This is a genomic window from Aurantiacibacter rhizosphaerae, assembly GCF_009807005.1.
Taxonomy (GTDB): domain Bacteria; phylum Pseudomonadota; class Alphaproteobacteria; order Sphingomonadales; family Sphingomonadaceae; genus Alteraurantiacibacter; species Alteraurantiacibacter rhizosphaerae.
Genome location: NZ_WUBR01000002.1, coordinates 798,008 through 814,696, shown reverse-complemented (window position 1 = coordinate 814,696; position 16,689 = coordinate 798,008). Strand labels below are relative to the sequence as shown.

The following is a 16,689-nucleotide window of genomic DNA, read 5'->3' as shown; positions in this document are numbered from 1 at the left end:
AGCGCGCCGCATCATTCTAACGCGCGCCTCACCATGAAATACATTTCCACCCGTGGCAGCGCACCCGCGCTCGATTTCGAAGGCGTCACGCTGGCAGGCCTTGCCAGCGATGGCGGGCTGTATGTGCCGGAACACTGGCCCCGTTTCTCTGAAAGCGAGATCGCCGGCATGGCGGGGCTTTCCTATGTAGAGCTGGCCGTGCGGGTGATGACGCCCTTCGTCGAAGGATCACTGACGCAAGAGGAACTGCGCGAGCTGTGCACGCGCGCCTACGGCCGTTTCTCGCACGATGCGGTCACCCCGCTGGTGCAGCTGGATCAGCAGCAATGGCTGCTGGAACTGTTCCACGGCCCTACGCTGGCATTCAAGGACGTGGCGCTGCAATTGCTGGGCCGCCTGTTCGAACACTTCCTGGCGAAGAGCGACGATCATCTCACCATCGTGGGCGCCACCAGTGGCGACACCGGCAGCGCGGCCATCGATGCCGTGGCCGGGCGGGAGCGGATCGACATCTTCATGCTCCACCCCAAGGGCCGCGTCAGCGATGTGCAGCGCCGACAGATGACCACGGTGCGCGCGCCCAATGTGCACAACCTCGCGATCGAGGGCAGCTTCGATGATGCGCAGGCGATGGTGAAGCGTATGTTCAACGATGCGGACATGGCGGCATCGCATGGCGGGCGGTTTCGCATCAGCGCGGTGAACTCCATCAACTGGGCGCGGCTGATGGCGCAGGTGGTCTATTACTTCGCCGCCGCACTGCAACTGGGCGCACCGGGGCGCAAGGTCGCCTTCAGCGTGCCCACGGGCAATTTTGGAGACGTATTTGCAGGCTATGTCGCCGCGCAGATGGGGTTGCCGATTGAACGGCTGATCGTTGCCACCAATGTGAATGACATTTTGCACCGCGCGCTGACCACCGGCGATTATTCGGCCGGCACTGTCACGCCGACTGCCGCGCCCAGCATGGATATCCAGGTCAGTTCCAATTTCGAACGCCTGCTTTTCGATCTTGGCGGTCGCGATGGCGCGGCCATGGCAGAGCAGATGCGCGGCTTCGAATCAAGCAAGGCCATGCAACTGACCAACAGCCAGCGCGAAGGTGCCGCCGGCCTGTTCAGCAGCGCGCGCGTGGATCAGGCGGAGATGGCGCAGGCGATGAGCTGGGCGGCGGAATGCTGCGGTCAGACGCTGGACCCGCACACTGCCATCGGCCTTTACGCCGCGCGAACGGCAGGGCTGGATCCTGCGACGCCGGTGGTGACGCTGGCCACCGCGCACCCCGCCAAGTTCCGCGATGCCGTAGAACGCGCAACCGGCAGCCGCCCCGCGCTGCCCAATCGCATGGGTGACCTGTTCGAACGCTCGGAGTCGTTTTCGGAGCTGCCCGGCGAATATGAAGCCGTGGCCGAGTTCGTCTCCAAGCACGCCACGCCCAGCAGCTGATGGCGCAGCTTGTCCGCGATCCGGCGATCATGGTTGGCGAAGGCTGGCCTGGCTATGGGCTGGTCGACAGTGGGCACGGGCGCAAGCTGGAACGCTATGGCGCACGCCGCTTCATCCGGCCCGAACCTCAGGCCATGTGGGCACCGCGGCATGCCGATTGGCAAGCAGACGGCGAATTCGTGCCCGGTAGTGACGATGATGGCGGCGGCCGCTGGCAGTTCAGCCGCGATGTGCCTCCCGATGGCTGGCAGCTTGGCTGGGAAGACGTCAGCTTCACCGCGCAATGCACGCCGTTTCGCCACCTGGGCTTCTTCCCCGACATGGCGCCCGTGTGGCACTGGATGCGCGGACAGCTGGCGGGACGCGAAGATGCGCAGACGCTCAACCTGTTCGGCTATACCGGAGTAGGCTCCCTTGCGCTGAGCCAGTGCGGCCCTGTGGCGCATGTGGACGCCAGCAAGAAATCGGTGGCGCAGGCGCGGGAGAACGCCGCGCTATCGGGCATGGAAGACAGGCCGATCCGCTGGCTGATAGATGACGCGGTAAAGTTCACGGCGCGCGAGGTACGGCGAGAGCGGAGATATGACGGAATCATCCTCGATCCGCCGAAATTCGGGCGCGGTCCCAAGGGTGAAACCTGGCGCATAGAAGAGGGGCTGCCCGGCCTTATCGCCGATTGCCGCCAACTGCTGGATGCAGACAGCCGTTTCCTGTTCCTGACGGTTTACGCCGTGCGGATGAGCTCGCTCGCCATAGGCGGGCTGCTGGCAGATGTTTTTGCCGATCTGCCGGGCACGGTGGAGCATGGCGATCTGGCGGTGCAGGAAGACGGCCCCGATGGCCGCCTGCTGCCCACCGCGATTTTCGCGCGCTGGTCCAACCCATAGCCGGATCGACGCCTATGGGGCGTTTCGCAGGTCTGACAGGAAGCTCCTGATCCGCGCCGCGTTATAGCCCACATCGCTGACGCCAACACGGCTGACAGAGCGCATGTCCACGCGGGTGGAGCCATCGGCAACGGGCGTTACCTCGACCACAACGTCATCATAAAAGCGCACGTATCCGGCGGTTGCCGTTGCCTCCAGGATGCCAGCCTCGGGATCGGCATCGACGATTTCCCAGCCGCGCGCTTCGGCAAGGGCGCGGGCGTTGGCCAGCACTTCTTCAGGCGGCTTGTCGATGATGATGGGTTCAATGTCGGCGTAGGATTCTTCGTGATAGGCGCGCCATTCTTCCTGCGTGAATGGCCCGGTGCTCACATCGTCCACATCCAGCGTGGTGAACTGCGGCGGATCATTGAGATCGGTGGTGATATCGTGAATCGGAGGCACCTTGCCGCCGGGGATCACCAGCAGGACATAAACCGCCAAGGTCAGCGCGCCTGCCAGCAACGTGCCCAGGAACAGCTTCGCCACGTGGCGGGTACTACGCCAGAAGGCAAAGCCAAGGCCCAGCACACCGATCAGCGTCAAAACGCGGGCCGGGTTCAATGACATATAGAACGGTCCGAAGCCCGCCAGCTTGCCGATCATGTCAAACCGGGCGAGGGTGGCGGCTGCAAAGACGATCACGATCAGGATCAGCGCGCCGCCCAGCACGAAATTGCCCAGCCATCTTACGATCTTCACGCTTTTTGCATTCGTGCCCGCTGCGGGTGCCACTTTTTCGCCTGTTTCGGCCATCTTTACGTCCCTTTTCCTGTTGCCGGCACGATGACCCTAATTCCATCATCCGGTCAACCGCGTGCCGCCCGCACGCCATCGTTTTGCACGCAAGCATTGTTGACTGTGTCTGTTTCCTTGCCAACCGCGCCGCATCCTGTAATCAGCGGCGCATCATGGCAGACAGCCTTTATCTCGAACTCGTCGATTTCGTGCACATGGTGCACACCGGTATCTATTCGGAGGAAACCGGCCAGCCGCAGCCGCTGCGCTTCACCGTGCGGGTGAAGCTGAAGGTGGAGCCGCATTACGATCCCGACACCCCGCTTGATGCCAGCAAGAACTACATGGACCTGAAGTTCGCCTGTTCCGATTCGCTGGGCGACCGACACTACAAGCTGATCGAGGCCGTGGCAGATCACGTGTGCGAGACATTGTTCACGCAGGATGCCCGCGTGGAAGAGGTGAGCGTGAAGATCGTGAAGCTGGCATTGTCCGAAAAGGAAGAGGAAATCGGCATCACCCTGTTGCGGGAGCGCAAGTGATGGCGCTGGTGCGCATCGAAGCGCGCGCATTGCCCGATGCCGCGCTGGATGCAGCGGCGGCTTTTCACGCGCGCATCCTGCCTGAAGCGCGGCGCGCGGCGGGGAATGACATGGTGCTGCTGTTCGATCCAGCCGATCACACCCACGAAACATGGCGCCGCGCCGCGGTGGAAGAACTGGCAAGAGAGGCCGCGCCGTGCCGCGTGAACGGCGTTGTCGGCGGGGGCGCGGACGGGGTCACATCGCTGTGCGAATATCTGCACAATGCACCGGGCGTTACCGGACAGGTTTTCGCCGTGGATGGCAATTCCGGCAAAGGTGACTAGGTTGGGCACAGCATGAGTTGTTCCGAACCCCTGGTGGACGCCTTCCAGCGCCGCATTTCCTACCTGCGCCTGTCAGTGACGGATCGCTGCGATCTGCGCTGTTCCTACTGCATGCCGGAACGCATGACATTCCTTCCCAAGAAGGAAGTGTTGAGCCTGGAAGAATTGCACAGGCTGGGGCTGGCCTTCATTGATCGCGGCATTACCAAGATCCGCCTTACCGGCGGGGAACCGCTGGTGCGGCGCGACGTGATGGAACTGGTGCAGGCGCTGGGCCGCAAGCTGGGAGACGGGCTGGACGAGCTTACGCTCACCACCAACGGCACCCGGCTGGAAGAGTTTGCGCAGCCCCTGTTCGATGCGGGCGTGCGGCGCGTTAACGTCTCTCTCGATACGATGGACGGAGAACTGTTTCAGCAATTGTCACGGCGAGACAGGCTGGTGCAGGTTCTGCGCGGGATTGCAGGTGCGAAACGCGCAGGCTTGCAGGTGAAGATCAACACCGTGGCGCTGAAGGGCATCAACCAGTCCGAAATCCCCTTCCTGGTGGAGTGGGCCGGCACGCATGGCCACGACATGACCCTGATCGAGGTGATGCCGCTGGGTGAAGTGGATGGAGAGCGGGTGGACCACTACCTGCCGCTGCCCGCCGTGAGAGACGAACTGGAAGAGCGTTTCACCCTTACCGACATTGCCGACAATACCGGCGGCCCTGCGCGATATGTAAAGGTGGAGGAAACGGGCGGCAGGCTGGGCTTCATCACCCCGCTCACCAACAATTTCTGCGCCACCTGCAACCGCATCCGCGTGACGGCGACGGGCCAGCTTTACGCCTGCCTTGGCGGGGCGGAGAAGGTGGATTTGCGCGCCGCGCTGCGTTCCGAAGCACCTGATCGTAATCTTGCCACCGCGCTGGACGAGGCGATGCGGATCAAGCCGGAGAAGCACCATTTCCGCATCGAAAAGGGTGCCGAGCCTGCGCAGCCGCGCCATATGTCGATGACGGGCGGCTGATGGCCGTTACAGTCATCTTCATCGGCAAGCTGGCCGATCTGGCGGGCGAGGGGGAGCGAGAGCTTCCCGCGCCGCTGGACTGGGCGGGATTGATGGCCGCGCTCGATCCCGATCTGGCCATCGCTGCCAAAAGCCAGCGCACCATGGTCGCCGTGAATGGCGAAGTGCTGGCCGACAAGGAAAGCCTTGCGGCAAAGGATGGTGACGAGATCGCTCTGCTGCCCCCCGTTTCTGGCGGCTGACATGGCGCGCGACGTGCAATTGCTGACCAAGGGCTTCTCGCCCGGCAAGGCGCTGGGCCTGTTCGCAAAGGCCCATCCCGAAGCCGGCGGCATCGCCAGCTTCGTGGGCAAGGTGCGACCGGACAGCGACGTAAAGGTCCTCGAACTCATTCATTACGATCGGCTGACGCTGCCCGGCATGGAAAGGCTGGCGGACGAGGTCGAGGGACGCTGGCAGCTTGATGGGCTGCTGATTCATCACCGCACCGGCCACATGCGCCCCGGCGCGCCCATCGTGCTGGTGGCGGCAGCCGCGCGCCATCGCCGCGACGCGTTCGAGGCGGTGGATTTCGCAATGGACCACCTGAAATCGCGCAGCTGGTTCTGGAAGCGCGAGAAGCGCGGGGACGGCTGGCACTGGATCGAACCGCGCGAAAAAGACCACGAGGATGTGAAACGCTGGGACGTTTGATCTCGATCAAAGCGCAGCGATGAGAATCGGCGCATTGCCTTCTGCAGACAGGAAGGAATGCAATCATGGTCGAACAACTTACCCGCGCACAAATTGCCGAAAACGCCGATATCCGGATGGAGGCACCGCGCTTCGTCGCGCCGACGGACCGCACGTTTGAGCTGCCAACCGGGCTTTACGTTGCCACGGTTGCGCTGTTCCTCGGCTTCATCGGCACGCTGGCGGTCGGCTTCGGGAACCCGGAAATGGTAATTCCCTTCGTAATCTTCGGCCTGTTCGTGGTGGCCGGTTTCGGCGTTCCGGCGATCTGGACGCGTCTTGCCCCCGATGCGCCGACGAAGGCCAAGACCTGGGCGCGCTTCAAGCAAGAGGGCATCATGACCCCCTTCGGCCGCGCCACCGCGCGTGATGCCACGGTGCAGGTGCTGATCCTGCCGGTGCTGATCTTTGTATGGGGTCTGATTACCGTCACAATCGCTGCGCTGGTCTGAAACAGGGGGCCCCTGCAACAGGGATGGTTCAGTCCAGCAGCTCGAGGCGCGCGGGTTCGATGATCTCGATCCCGCGCGCTCCTTCGCGTTTGATCAGGCCATCGCGTTCCAGCGCGGTAAGTGCGCGGCTGACGGTTTCGATGGTGAGGCCCAGCATGCTGGCCATTTCTCCGCGCGTCAGGGGCAGCTGGAAGTTCAGGCGTGGATGGCATGGCGATTCGCTTGCCGCCTGCGCCAACGCCATCAGCAGCTTGCCGACCTTATCGCTTGCCCCCATGCCGGAACCCAGCGCCAGCAGCATATGCGCACGGTGAAGATCTTCCTGCGAGCGGCGCAGCAGGGCGCGGGTGAGGGCGGGATGGCGTTCCAGCGCGCGGTTCATGTCCGCCTTGGCAAAAACGCACAGCTGCGAATCGGTGAGCGCCACCACATCGTAAGACGCGAAAGGCGCAAACATCTCTCCTACGAAACCGGAGGGATGAATCAGCGCCAATATGCGTTCGCTGCCGTCCTCGGCAAAGGATGTCACCTTCAGCGCGCCCGATATCAGCGTGGCGCAGGCTGTATCCTCGTCCCCTGCGGCGAACAGCAGCTCCCCCCTTTTCAGCCTGCGCGTGCGGCCCGCTTTGGCCAGCTCTGCGCGTTCATCCTCGCTCAGCACAGCACAGGCGGCACTGTCACGCACGGGGCAGGTTTCGCAGGCCAGGCTCATGCGCGATCTATCGCCCTACCGTGGCGAGCAAACCGCTGATCACGGCGTTTTCCTCCGCCACCAGCGCATCGATCTCGGTGCGCACCGCGGTTACCGAATCGGTGTCTTGCGCAGAGGTGGCGGCTTCCACGAAAATCCTGTCGATATCTGCAAGGGCGATCATCACCTCGCTCCGCTTGCTCTCCAGATCGGCGATGGCCACCTGCGCCACGGCCCAGCGCTCGCTGCCTGGCGCTGCGCCGCTGGCGGACGCGGCAAGAGAGCGAGCCCGCGGCGCAGCGGCCAGAAATTGCGCATGGGCTGCGCGGGCGGTGGCCGCAAGTTCATCCAGCGTAGCCAGTTTTTCCGGCGCTGGCTGCGGCGGGGGCGGGGCAGGCTCAACCTCCATCACGCCTCCCGTGCGCTCTATATCGCGGGTGGACAGGGAGGGATATTCATCGCCCGTTGCGGCACAGGCGGCAACCAGCGGGAAAAGGGCGAGCGGGAGGAGGCGAAAGACTTGCACCATATGCGCCATTCCCTACATTCGTCCCCGAAAGCTTTCCAGCGCGCATTTCGGGTTTCGATTCGGGCATGTGACGGTTGACAGCTATCAGCGCTTCGCCTAACGGCAGCGCTCTTTCCGGTGCCCTGCGGGCGCCTTTTTTGTCGTTGCTGTGGATTGGCCTGGGATAAGCTCGGGCAGGTGTGCAGCTGAAGACACCAGATAAACGGATTTGATCACCATGTTCGCAGTAGTGCGCACGGGCGGCAAGCAGTACCGCGTCGCCGAAGGAGACAAGATCGCAGTCGAGAAGCTGGCGGGTGACGCTGGCGACACGATCGTTCTTGAAGATGTATTGCTGGCCGGCGAAGGCGCCGACATGGCCGATGCGTCCAAGGTAACGGTTTCGGCTGAGGTTATCGCCCAGGCCAAGAGTGAGAAGGTGACCGTTTTCAAAAAGCGTCGCCGTCACAACTATCGCCGCAAGAACGGCCACCGCCAGCACATGACGTTGCTGCGCATCGTGGGCGTTGGCGAAGGCAAGGCCGCCGCGAAGAAGGCACCGGCCAAGAAGGCTGAAGCCGCTCCGAAGGACGAGGCTCCTCAGGAAGAGGCCAAGAAGGCTCCGGCTAAGAAGGCTGCTCCCAAGAAGGAAGCTGCCGCCGACAAGAAGCCTGCGGCCAAGAAGGCAGCCCCGAAGAAGGCTGCTGCGACCAAGAAGAGCGCCGATTCGTCGGCCGACAAGAAGTAAGGATTTCGAACCATGGCACATAAAAAAGCAGGCGGTTCATCACGTAACGGTCGCGACTCAGCAGGTCGCCGCCTTGGTGTGAAGAAATTCGGCAGCCAGGATGTGATTCCTGGCAACATTATCGTGCGTCAGCGCGGCACGAAGTTCTATCCCGGTGTCAATGTAGGCATGGGCAAGGACCACACGCTGTTCGCGCTGGAAGCTGGCAAGGTCCGCTTCCACGACGGCAAGCTCGGCCGCAAATACGTATCGGTCGACGCGATGGCGCAAGCCGCCGAATAACCGGATGACTCGATAAAGGGGCCATCCACCGGGATGGTCCCTTCGAGCCCAAGTTGCTCGAAAATTGGAAGGAGATGGGGCCGCCCCGTCTCCTTTTTTGATTCTCCTTCCAAAAGCAGCCTGTCCAGCCGGGCAGACTTCGTTCTGAAACACCGACGGCCCAATGGAGGCGGGCATTCGGTATTGGGGAGAATAACAATGTTCATGCGTACCGATCGGCTGTTCCTGCGGCCCATATTCCCCGAAGACTGGCGCGATATCTATCGCGGCATCGCTGATTTCAACGTGGTCAGCATGCTGGCCCGCGCGCCGTGGCCATACAGCGCGGCCGATGCGAAAATGCATTGCCGCAGGCCCGCGCCTGCCGGAGCCATGAAATTCTCGATCACCCTGCCGGAGCTTTCCGGTGCCCCGGTGATCGGCCAGATCGGTATCGAACGCGATGAAAACGGGCATGAACTGGGCTATTGGATCGGGCGCAAGTGGCAGCGGCGCGGCTATGCCAGCGAGGCGGTGCGTGGCGTGCTGGATATGGCGGCGGCGCTGGGCGTGGATCACGTGAACGCGGGCCATTTCCTGGAAAACACCGCCAGCGGCAAGGTGCTGCGAAGCGCGGGCTTTACCGAAACGGGCGAGATCACGCCCACCCCATGCGCAGCGCGCGGCGGGGAACTGGTGCTGGCCCGGCGCTACGTCCGCGCTCTTAATCAGACAGCGCAAATGGCCGGCGCAAAGGCCGCGTAATATAGGTCGTGCCTGCCCTTATTCGGCGGGCACGGCCATCGCGGCATTGGTGTCATTCTCCGCGTCAGCTTCTTCGGCTTCGTCGAAACGTGCGATCAGATAACGGTCGTCATGATCCCACGGGTGGAAGCCGGGCCGGAAATAGCCGAGCCAGGACGGGGCGATCGTGCGCAGGATGCCGGGCTTGCGGAACAGGTAGCTGAACATGCGCCATTTCGCGCGCCAACCCGTTATCCCGTCCTGCGCCAGCAATTCTGCGGCGTCCGTGCTGCGATTTTTCAGGAAGCGGAAGGTGACCAGCAGCATGATGATGCTGCGCACCCGCCAGCGTTTGAAGGCAGACCAGTTGCGCGTGGCATGCAGCCAGGTGTCGTAGGCGACGGCCTTGTGCTCGATCTCCTCTACCGCATGCCACAGCCACAGCTTGGGATCGCCCATGCCCGCCGTGGCGAGCGCGCCGGGATTCTTCAGGAACTGGTGCGCGAACATGGCGGTGAAGTGTTCCAGCGCGCAGGTAATGGCCAGTTGCACGATCGGCTTAGCTGCCAGCGTCTGATCCACCAGGTAATTCACACGGGCGGAGATGGCGGAGATATCATAGCCCGCATCCTCGATCGCGCGATTGAAGGCGATGTGTTCGCGCGAATGGTTCACTTCCTGACGGATGAAGTCGCGGATTTCCTCGGCCAGCTTTTCCGGCACGCCGTCACGGTGTGCCTTTACCGCCTCGATGAACATCGCCTCGCCACGGGGGAAGCTGCAGGAAAGGGCCGCAAACCAGGCCGAGGCGACCGGATCAACGCCGCGCTGCCGTTTCTGGCCGCGCGCGAAGCGCCGATTGCGTACCGTCAGCCGGTGGCCGTCCGGCGTGCTTGCTTGCCATGGAGAATATGCAGTCATATCAGTACCAATCTGAGCCGTGCCGCAGCGTCAATCTAGGGAAACTTACACCAGTGTCAATAAGGAAGCGCCTTAGTCCGGAAGAGAGCCGCGCCGTCGCGCTGGAGGCCGCACGCCTGCTGCTGATAGAGACTGGGCCGCAAAGCGTCACCCTGAAAGCCGTGGCCGCGCGAATCGGGCGCACCCATGCCAATCTGCTGCACCATTTCGGCTCTGCCTCCGGCTTGCAAAAGGCGCTGGCGGGCCATCTGGCGCAAACGGTGTGCAACACGATCGGTGAGGCTGTGCGGGCCACGCGCGCCGGCATTGGTTCTCCGCGCGAGGTGGTGGACCTGACTTTCGATGCCTTTGGCCGCGAGGGCGGCGGCGCCTTGGCCAGCTGGATGCTGGCATCGGGCAATGAGGACGCGCTGAACCCCATCGTGGAGACGATCCATGCGCTGGTGGACGACCTGAACCCGGAAGAATGCACCGGCGAGGCCGAGGCAAGGTCCATGCACAAGACGACCTTTTCGCTGGTGCTGCTGGCATTGGGCGACGCCTTGCTGGGTGAACAGCTGGCGGATTCGCTGGGCGTTGAGCGCACCAAGGCGCGTGATTGCGCGGAAGAGATGATGATCGCCGCCTTCGCGGAAAATGACGCGTCAGCGCAGCCTATTGGGGCGCAGTAAGATCCAGCCATTGCGGGGCAAGATCTGCCGGAATATCGGCAGTTCGCAGGTGATCTATGGCAAGCCCCAGATCCTGGTGCGTGGCCTTGCGCCGTTTTTCTTCTGAGCGATCCAGCGGCAGCACCACCAGACGCCGGTTCACCTTCTGCCGCCAGTTCATGCGCGCGGTGTTTTCCTGCCCGATGTAGCAGCCCTTGTTGAAGCTGACGCCGTTCAGTTCCACCGCGTTGGTTTCCAGCCACAGGATATCGCCCAGCTCATCACGCCCTTCCGGCACGCCCAGGGAAAGGCGATGCTCACGCCATGCGTCATCCGCGCTGCCTTGCGCATCATCGGCTGCGGCCAGCCAGCGATAGCCAAGCGCGGGCAGGCGCGGATCGCGTGAGGCGCCATCGCGCGGGCCGGTTTGCCAGTGAACGGCCAGACTATCGTCAACGCCGATGTCTATCTTGCGGCGCAGGCGATAGAGCGAAAGGCGCTTCACCAGTTCCTCGGCCACATCCCCCTCGCAATCGAGCAGGATATCGCCGCCTTCTCCATCACCATCGCGCCACACGATCATGTCGAACATGGTCTTGCCCTGCGCTGTCAACAGGGCGGCGTAGGCGGGAAGGGTGCCCTTCACATCATTGGTGAGCAGCCCCTGCAGGAACGCGGCGGGATCGTCCGCAGCGTCGGTGGAGGTGAGGCGCACCACGGCGCGGTTGGCAAGGCAGGTTGAAGTCATGGGTGACAGATAGGGCGGCGCCAGCCATAGGCAATGCAATGGCAAGCCAATACCAACAGGTCGTATTCTCCGGTGGAGGCATCCGCTGCTTCTGGCACGGCGGTTTCCTCAGCGAAGTGGGCGGCTTTGAGGATTTGCGGCCAGAGCGGATCAGCACCGTATCGGGCGGGGCGCTGAGCGCGGCGACATGGATCGGCGGGCGGGAGGATGACCTGCTGGCCGTGATGCATGAGGCATTCCTGCAGAACGATTCCAACTTCGCCGCGGGCAAATCCAATTATACGCCGCATCAGGAGATCTACCGCGATGTGGTGGATGTGACGATGGATAGAGAGGCAATAGAACGGGTTGCCGCCGGGCCGGAATATGAAGTTGCCCTGTCCGTTCCGCCGGAACAGGTTGCGCCGCACCTCTCTGCGATCCTTTACGGCGTCCTTTACAAGCTGGACCAGGCGGTGCGATCCACTCCGCATCTGCGGATACCGCGCCATGCGGGCCTGCGCGAATTGCGCGTGGATGCACGACAGGCTGCGCGCGAGGGGCACCTGGTGGACCTGATCTGCGCCGCTGCCACCATTCCGCCTGTGTTCGACGTGCCCGAATGGCAGGATTGCCGCGTGCTGGATGGCGGCATGCTGGACAAGGCGCCATTGCCGACAGACAGCGAGGGGGAAACGCTGGTGCTGCTGACATCACGCTATCGCAATTGCCCCGATCTTCCCGGTCGCACCTATGCGCAGCCCAGCAAGGAAGTGGCGGCCGACAAGATCGACTTCACCGATGCCAGCAAGGTAACGCGCACGTGGGATCAGGGTGTTCGCGATGGCAAGGCTTGGCTGGCGAAGAACGGCCGCGCGGATTAAAGCGCCTGGCATGACCGATTCCCTCACCATCCGCCGCCCCGACGACTGGCACGTTCACCTGCGCGATGGCGCCATGTTGGAAGCCGTGGTGGAACACACCGCACGCCAGTTTGCCCGCGCAATCGTGATGCCCAATCTCACGCCGCCGGTCACCGATATCGCGCTGGCCAGCGCCTATCGGAAACGCATACTTGCCGCGGTGCCCGATGGGATGGACTTCACCCCGCTGATGACCTGCTATCTCACCGACAACACGGACCCCGAAGAAGTGCGGCGCGGCTTTGCCGAGGGGGTATTTACCGCCGCCAAGCTGTATCCCGCAGGGGCCACCACCAATTCCGCCAGCGGCGTAACCGATGTGGCCAATATCCGCGGCGTGCTGGAAGTGATGGCAGAGATCGGGATGGTGCTGTGCGTTCATGGGGAGGTGACTCATGCCGATGTCGATATCTTCGATCGGGAAACCGTGTTTATCGAACGCGTACTGGCCCCGCTGCTTAGAGAATTGCCGCAGCTGAAGGTGGTGTTCGAACACATCACCAGCGAGGAAGGCGTGCAGTTCGTGGAAAGCGCGGGCGAGAACGTGGCCGCCACGATCACGCCCCAGCACCTGCATATCAATCGCAATGCCATGCTGGAGGGCGGTATGCGGCCGCATGCCTACTGCCTGCCCGTGGCCAAGCGGGAGAAGCATCGGCTGGCCCTGCGCCGCGCGGCCACCGCTGGCAGCGCTAAATTTTTCCTTGGCACAGACAGTGCGCCCCACGCGAAGGAGGCCAAGGAAAGCGCGTGCGGCTGCGCGGGCATTTTCAACGCGCCCTTCGCGCTGGAAAGCTATCTTGCCGTGTTTGAGGAGGAGGGCGCAATCGACGCCTTCGAAGGTTTCGCTTCCGAACATGGTCCGCGCTTTTACAACCTGCCGCAGAACGAGGCGCGTATTACGCTGGAACGCGCAGATTGCGCCGTGCCAGCGCAGATTGCCGCCGATGGCACGCAGCTTGTGCCCTTCCATGCCGAAGAGACACTGCGCTGGCGCTTCGCCGGATAGGGGCGCCCGCTATTGCGGCGTTACCCCGCGCGCCAGCCGGGCCTTGCGCGCCTTGTTGGCATTGCGCAGCATGTCCCACGTAAACAGGGTGATCGCGGTCCAGATCAGGGCAAAGCAAGTCAGCTGTGCAGGCTTCAATTCTTCCCCGAACACGGTGAGGCCAACCACGAAAACAATCGTGGGGGAGATGAATTGCAGGAAGCCGATGGTGGTGTAGGGCAGGGCGCGGGCCGACGTTGCAAACAGCAATAGCGGAACCGCCGTCATCGGGCCGCCGGCCACGATTGCCAGTGTTTCCACCGTATTGCGCCCGATTGTCAGCCCGCCGCCCGCCGCGCCCAGCCACACCAGATATCCCACCACCAGCGGCAGCAGGATGATCGATTCCGTCGTCAGCCCCGTCAGCGGCCCTGCATCCACCGTCTTTCTCAGCAGGCCATAGATGGCAAAGGTGGTGCCCAGCAGCAGGCTGATCCACATGGTGGTGAGCGCGCCTGCCGCCAGCGCGGCAACTCCGATGGCCGCCAGCGCAACGGCAATCTTCTGTACCGTATCCATGCGTTCCTTCAGGAATACGAAGCCCAGCAGCATCATGTTGAGCGGCAGGATGTAATAGCCAAGGCTGGCCGCATAGACATATTCGTTCTGGATAGACCAGACATAGCCGAACCAGTTGATCGCAATCATGGTTGCGCTGGCCATCAGGGTCAGCACGGTGCGCCTGTTCGTCAACGTCTGCTTCAATTCGCCCAGCATGCCGGAACGGATGATGAAGAACAGGCAGACGGGCAGGGTGAACAGCGTGCGCCACGCCACGTATTCCAGCGGCGGTACGTTCTTCACCAGCATCAGGTAGATCGGCATCGATCCCCAGATTGCATGTGTGCATAGCGCCAGAATCAGTGCGCGCTGCCGACTGGTCTGTGCCTCTGCCATTGGCATTCCCTAATGCTGATCTGGCCCGGAGCCAAAGGTTTCGCCAAACTTCTTGCGCGTGATCCTTGCACAGCGAACAAATCGTTCGTTGCCACAAGTTAAGGTGCTGCTGCGTATAAGCGCAGGTGAATTTAAAGACATGTCTCAGTTACCAGATTGGCGTTGCTTGCCCCCTGCAAGCGATGCCGAAGCGCGGTCCTTCGGGTCGTGTAAAAGAGAGGGATCGCGCCGAGGCGCCTGGGCCTAGCGGCCCGGGCGCCTTGTTCGTTTATGATGCTTGTTTCTCGGCCATGAGCACAGGCCGCGACGTTTCGATCAGGCGTCCTTGAAACCCACGCCCACGCTGGCGCGCGGTTGCTCCATTTCCGTGCTGGTGACGGGATAGGCGCAATAATCCGCCGCGTAATAGGCGGCCGGGCGGTGATTGCCGGAAAAACCGATGCCGCCAAAGGGTGCTGCGCTGGATGCGCCATTGGTGGGGCGGTTCCAGTTCACGATGCCGGCGCGGATATTGGCCCAGAAACGATTATACTGCTGCGGCTCCCCGCCAATCAGCGATGCGGACAGGCCGAAGCGGGTGTTGTTCGCCTCTGCAATAGCCTCGTCAAAATCATCCACCTTGATCACCTGAAGCAGCGGGCCGAACAGTTCCACATCGGGGCGTTCTGCCATGGCTGTCGTGTCGATGATCGCAGGCGACAGGAATGGCCTGTCCTCCACCAATTGGCGCATGTGGCTGATCGCCTTGCCGCCGTTTGAAAGCAGGTACAGGAAGCTTTCGGTCAGTTGATCGGCGGTGTTGTTGTCGATCACCGTGCCCATGAAAGGCTGCGGCTCGTCAAACGGTGCGCCCACGATGATGCGATTGGCCAGCGTTTTGACGGCATCGATAGCCTCGTCATACATCGATGCCTTCACGATCAGCCTGCGCGCCGCGGTGCACCGTTGCCCGGCGGTGGTGAAAGCGGACTGGATAATCAGCGCGGCAGCGTCGGAGATCTTGGGCGTATCCCACAGCACGATGGGATTGTTGCCGCCCATTTCCAGCGCCACGATCTTGCGCGGATCGGTGGAGAGCTTGCGATTGATGGCGATGCCAACCTGGGCGGATCCCGTAAACAGCACACCATCCACGCCCTGATGCGCCACCAGCGCCTTGCCCTCGTCCGGCCCGCCGATCAGGCATTGCACCAGGGCTGACGGAATGCCGGCCTTGGCAAAATAGCTTACCAGTTTCTGCCCCACTGCCGGGGTCTTCTCCGACGGTTTGAAGACGATGGCATTGCCCGCGATCAGGGCGGGAATGATGTGGCCGTTGGGCAGGTGTGCAGGGAAGTTATACGGCCCCAGAACGGCCATCACGCCGTGCGGCTTGTGGCGAAGGGCCGCTGTGCCCTGCATCGCACTGTCCAGCTTTCGCTGTCCGGTACGGTCGGCATAGGCCTTAATGGAAATATCCACCTTGGCGATGACGGCGGCGACCTCTGTTCGCGCTTCCCACAGAGGCTTGCCCGTTTCGCGCGCGATCAGTTCGGCAAAAGCGTCCTGGTCCTGCTCCACATGAATGGCGAAACGGCGGATAAGCTCGATCCGCCTGGACAGCGGTTCCGCCGCCCAAGACGGCCATGCCCGGCGCGCACGATCGACGATTTCGTCGACATCGCCATGCATTCCGCGCCACAATTCAACGCCCGTTGCGGGCTCGTAAGAGATCAATTCTGCAGTCTGGGACAAGGCGTCACGCCCTTCGTTAAAAAGTTTATGTCGCGAGCCTTACAGATTGTAACGCGCCCGCGCAAAGTGGGGTTGGTGCGCAGAACTAAAACGCGGTCAGCGCCCCAGCTTTGCAGCCGTTCAGATGTGATACGATGGCATGCGCCAGATTGATCCCGTCCGGCGCAAGCGAGAGCGAAATTACCCGCACGGGCCAAGACGCTGGCCGGTGACATCGAATGTCATCGTCATCGGGCCCATGCCCATGTCGCCCTGCATCGATGTGGTCATGGAATAGGTGGTATCGGTGTAGGTGCCATCCATCGTCATGTTCATCGTGCCCTGATCATTGTCACACTGGGCAACGGCGTGGATGGTGCCGCCTGCCATCTGGAACTCGGTGTAACGGCACTCGCCATTGGTTTCCTCGAAAACGCGTTCCGGCGAATTCTCCAGATCTTCCTGCGTTACGCAATTCTGCACCGTGGTGCCTTCGCCGCCCATGATCTGGCGCATCATGTCAGCCGCTTGTGGCGGCACGCTGGCGGGAAGCTGGATATCGGTCATCCGGCTGGTCGCCTCCCAATTGCCCGGCTCTATGGCATAGGCAGATGTGGCGATGGCGGCAGCGGCCATGCCGGCGATTACATGTTTGCGGTTCATCCTTACCCCTCCGACTGGA

At 62.4% G+C, this 16,689-nt stretch carries 21 protein-coding genes and 1 pseudogene; 14 read left to right on the top strand and 8 right to left on the bottom strand.

All coding sequences use genetic code 11. The features are described 5' to 3' along the window. Positions 1 to 33: 33 nt before the first annotated feature. Entirely contained in the window at positions 34 to 1,446 is a 1,413-nt protein-coding gene (gene thrC / locus GRF63_RS11490) for a threonine synthase (protein WP_160486124.1), read from the top strand. After that, the gene (locus GRF63_RS11485; RefSeq protein ID WP_160486123.1) at positions 1,446 to 2,333 is read left to right on the top strand and encodes a class I SAM-dependent methyltransferase; all 888 of its coding nucleotides are present in this window, start codon (positions 1,446 to 1,448) and stop codon (positions 2,331 to 2,333) included. The genes thrC and GRF63_RS11485 overlap by 1 nt, the downstream gene beginning before the upstream one ends. Before the next feature lie 12 nt (positions 2,334 to 2,345). Here the strand turns inward: GRF63_RS11485 and GRF63_RS11480 are convergent, their stop codons facing one another. Beyond that, complete coding sequence (locus tag GRF63_RS11480; RefSeq protein WP_160486122.1) at positions 2,346 to 3,128, bottom strand: DUF1499 domain-containing protein; 783 nt, start codon at positions 3,126 to 3,128, stop codon at positions 2,346 to 2,348. Positions 3,129 to 3,283: 155 nt separating this feature from the next. On the opposite strand from GRF63_RS11480, the gene GRF63_RS11475 reads away from it, so the two are divergent. From GRF63_RS11475 to GRF63_RS11450, 6 genes are all read left to right on the top strand, one after another. Next, positions 3,284 to 3,652 (top strand): dihydroneopterin aldolase, encoded by a 369-nt coding sequence (locus GRF63_RS11475; RefSeq protein ID WP_160486121.1) that lies wholly within the window; start codon positions 3,284 to 3,286, stop codon positions 3,650 to 3,652. Further along, positions 3,652 to 3,978 (top strand): Rossmann fold domain-containing protein, encoded by a 327-nt coding sequence (locus GRF63_RS11470; protein ID WP_160486120.1) that lies wholly within the window; start codon positions 3,652 to 3,654, stop codon positions 3,976 to 3,978. The genes GRF63_RS11475 and GRF63_RS11470 overlap by 1 nt, the downstream gene beginning before the upstream one ends. A gap of 12 nt (positions 3,979 to 3,990) precedes the next feature. After that, positions 3,991 to 4,992 (top strand): GTP 3',8-cyclase MoaA, encoded by a 1,002-nt coding sequence (moaA, locus tag GRF63_RS11465; RefSeq protein WP_160486119.1) that lies wholly within the window; start codon positions 3,991 to 3,993, stop codon positions 4,990 to 4,992. Further along, on the top strand, positions 4,992 to 5,234 hold the full coding sequence (locus tag GRF63_RS11460) for a MoaD/ThiS family protein (RefSeq protein ID WP_160486118.1): 243 nt from the start codon (positions 4,992 to 4,994) through the stop codon (positions 5,232 to 5,234). Before moaA ends, GRF63_RS11460 begins: the two co-directional genes overlap by 1 nt. A 1-nt stretch (position 5,235) precedes the next feature. Then, complete coding sequence (locus tag GRF63_RS11455) at positions 5,236 to 5,685, top strand: molybdenum cofactor biosynthesis protein MoaE (RefSeq protein ID WP_160486117.1); 450 nt, start codon at positions 5,236 to 5,238, stop codon at positions 5,683 to 5,685. A gap of 65 nt (positions 5,686 to 5,750) precedes the next feature. Beyond that, on the top strand, positions 5,751 to 6,176 hold the full coding sequence (locus GRF63_RS11450) for a hypothetical protein (protein WP_160486116.1): 426 nt from the start codon (positions 5,751 to 5,753) through the stop codon (positions 6,174 to 6,176). A 28-nt stretch (positions 6,177 to 6,204) separates the two neighbouring features. On the opposite strand, the gene GRF63_RS11445 is transcribed toward GRF63_RS11450, so the two are convergent. Together GRF63_RS11445 and GRF63_RS11440 are read right to left on the bottom strand one after the other, a co-directional pair. Further along, positions 6,205 to 6,888 (bottom strand): Crp/Fnr family transcriptional regulator, encoded by a 684-nt coding sequence (locus GRF63_RS11445; RefSeq protein ID WP_160486115.1) that lies wholly within the window; start codon positions 6,886 to 6,888, stop codon positions 6,205 to 6,207. A 7-nt stretch (positions 6,889 to 6,895) separates the two neighbouring features. After that, a complete protein-coding gene (locus GRF63_RS11440; protein WP_160486114.1) occupies positions 6,896 to 7,396 on the bottom strand; it encodes a hypothetical protein in 501 nt (166 codons plus the stop codon). A gap of 217 nt (positions 7,397 to 7,613) precedes the next feature. Here GRF63_RS11440 and rplU point away from each other — a divergent pair, with 217 nt between their 5' ends. From rplU to GRF63_RS11425, 3 genes are all read left to right on the top strand, one after another. Next, positions 7,614 to 8,123 (top strand): 50S ribosomal protein L21, encoded by a 510-nt coding sequence (gene rplU / locus GRF63_RS11435; RefSeq protein WP_160486113.1) that lies wholly within the window; start codon positions 7,614 to 7,616, stop codon positions 8,121 to 8,123. 12 nt (positions 8,124 to 8,135) lie between these two features. Further along, complete coding sequence (gene rpmA, locus GRF63_RS11430; RefSeq protein ID WP_160486112.1) at positions 8,136 to 8,405, top strand: 50S ribosomal protein L27; 270 nt, start codon at positions 8,136 to 8,138, stop codon at positions 8,403 to 8,405. A 198-nt stretch (positions 8,406 to 8,603) separates the two neighbouring features. After that, positions 8,604 to 9,149, top strand: coding sequence for a GNAT family N-acetyltransferase (locus tag GRF63_RS11425; RefSeq protein WP_160486111.1), 546 nt, complete (start codon positions 8,604 to 8,606; stop codon positions 9,147 to 9,149). A gap of 18 nt (positions 9,150 to 9,167) precedes the next feature. On the opposite strand, the gene GRF63_RS11420 is transcribed toward GRF63_RS11425, so the two are convergent. Further along, positions 9,168 to 10,049: a metal-dependent hydrolase gene (locus GRF63_RS11420; RefSeq protein ID WP_160486110.1), complete on the bottom strand. Its 882-nt coding sequence runs from the start codon at positions 10,047 to 10,049 to the stop codon at positions 9,168 to 9,170. Between the two features lie 53 nt (positions 10,050 to 10,102). Here GRF63_RS11420 and GRF63_RS11415 point away from each other — a divergent pair, with 53 nt between their 5' ends. Further along, positions 10,103 to 10,720, top strand: coding sequence for a TetR family transcriptional regulator (locus GRF63_RS11415; RefSeq protein WP_160486109.1), 618 nt, complete (start codon positions 10,103 to 10,105; stop codon positions 10,718 to 10,720). On the opposite strand, the gene ygfZ is transcribed toward GRF63_RS11415, so the two are convergent. After that, the gene (ygfZ, locus tag GRF63_RS11410) at positions 10,704 to 11,447 is read right to left on the bottom strand and encodes a CAF17-like 4Fe-4S cluster assembly/insertion protein YgfZ (protein ID WP_160486108.1); all 744 of its coding nucleotides are present in this window, start codon (positions 11,445 to 11,447) and stop codon (positions 10,704 to 10,706) included. The genes GRF63_RS11415 and ygfZ overlap by 17 nt on opposite strands. A gap of 38 nt (positions 11,448 to 11,485) precedes the next feature. Between ygfZ and GRF63_RS11405 the strand changes: the two genes are divergently transcribed. Continuing rightward, positions 11,486 to 12,310 (top strand): patatin-like phospholipase family protein, encoded by an 825-nt coding sequence (locus GRF63_RS11405; protein WP_160486107.1) that lies wholly within the window; start codon positions 11,486 to 11,488, stop codon positions 12,308 to 12,310. Positions 12,311 to 12,320: 10 nt separating this feature from the next. After that, the gene (gene pyrC / locus GRF63_RS11400) at positions 12,321 to 13,358 is read left to right on the top strand and encodes a dihydroorotase (protein WP_160486106.1); all 1,038 of its coding nucleotides are present in this window, start codon (positions 12,321 to 12,323) and stop codon (positions 13,356 to 13,358) included. A gap of 9 nt (positions 13,359 to 13,367) precedes the next feature. Here pyrC and rarD read toward each other — a convergent pair whose 3' ends face one another. From rarD to GRF63_RS11385, 3 genes and pseudogenes are all read right to left on the bottom strand, one after another. Further along, on the bottom strand, positions 13,368 to 14,294 hold the full coding sequence (rarD, locus tag GRF63_RS11395) for an EamA family transporter RarD (RefSeq protein WP_160486105.1): 927 nt from the start codon (positions 14,292 to 14,294) through the stop codon (positions 13,368 to 13,370). Between the two features lie 315 nt (positions 14,295 to 14,609). Next, positions 14,610 to 16,046, bottom strand: a pseudogene (gene astD, locus GRF63_RS11390) (succinylglutamate-semialdehyde dehydrogenase); the annotation flags it as partial. 162 nt (positions 16,047 to 16,208) lie between these two features. Beyond that, positions 16,209 to 16,670, bottom strand: a complete 462-nt coding sequence (locus GRF63_RS11385) for a DUF3617 domain-containing protein (RefSeq protein ID WP_160486103.1) — start codon at positions 16,668 to 16,670, stop codon at positions 16,209 to 16,211. Between the last annotated feature and the right edge of the window lie 19 nt (positions 16,671 to 16,689).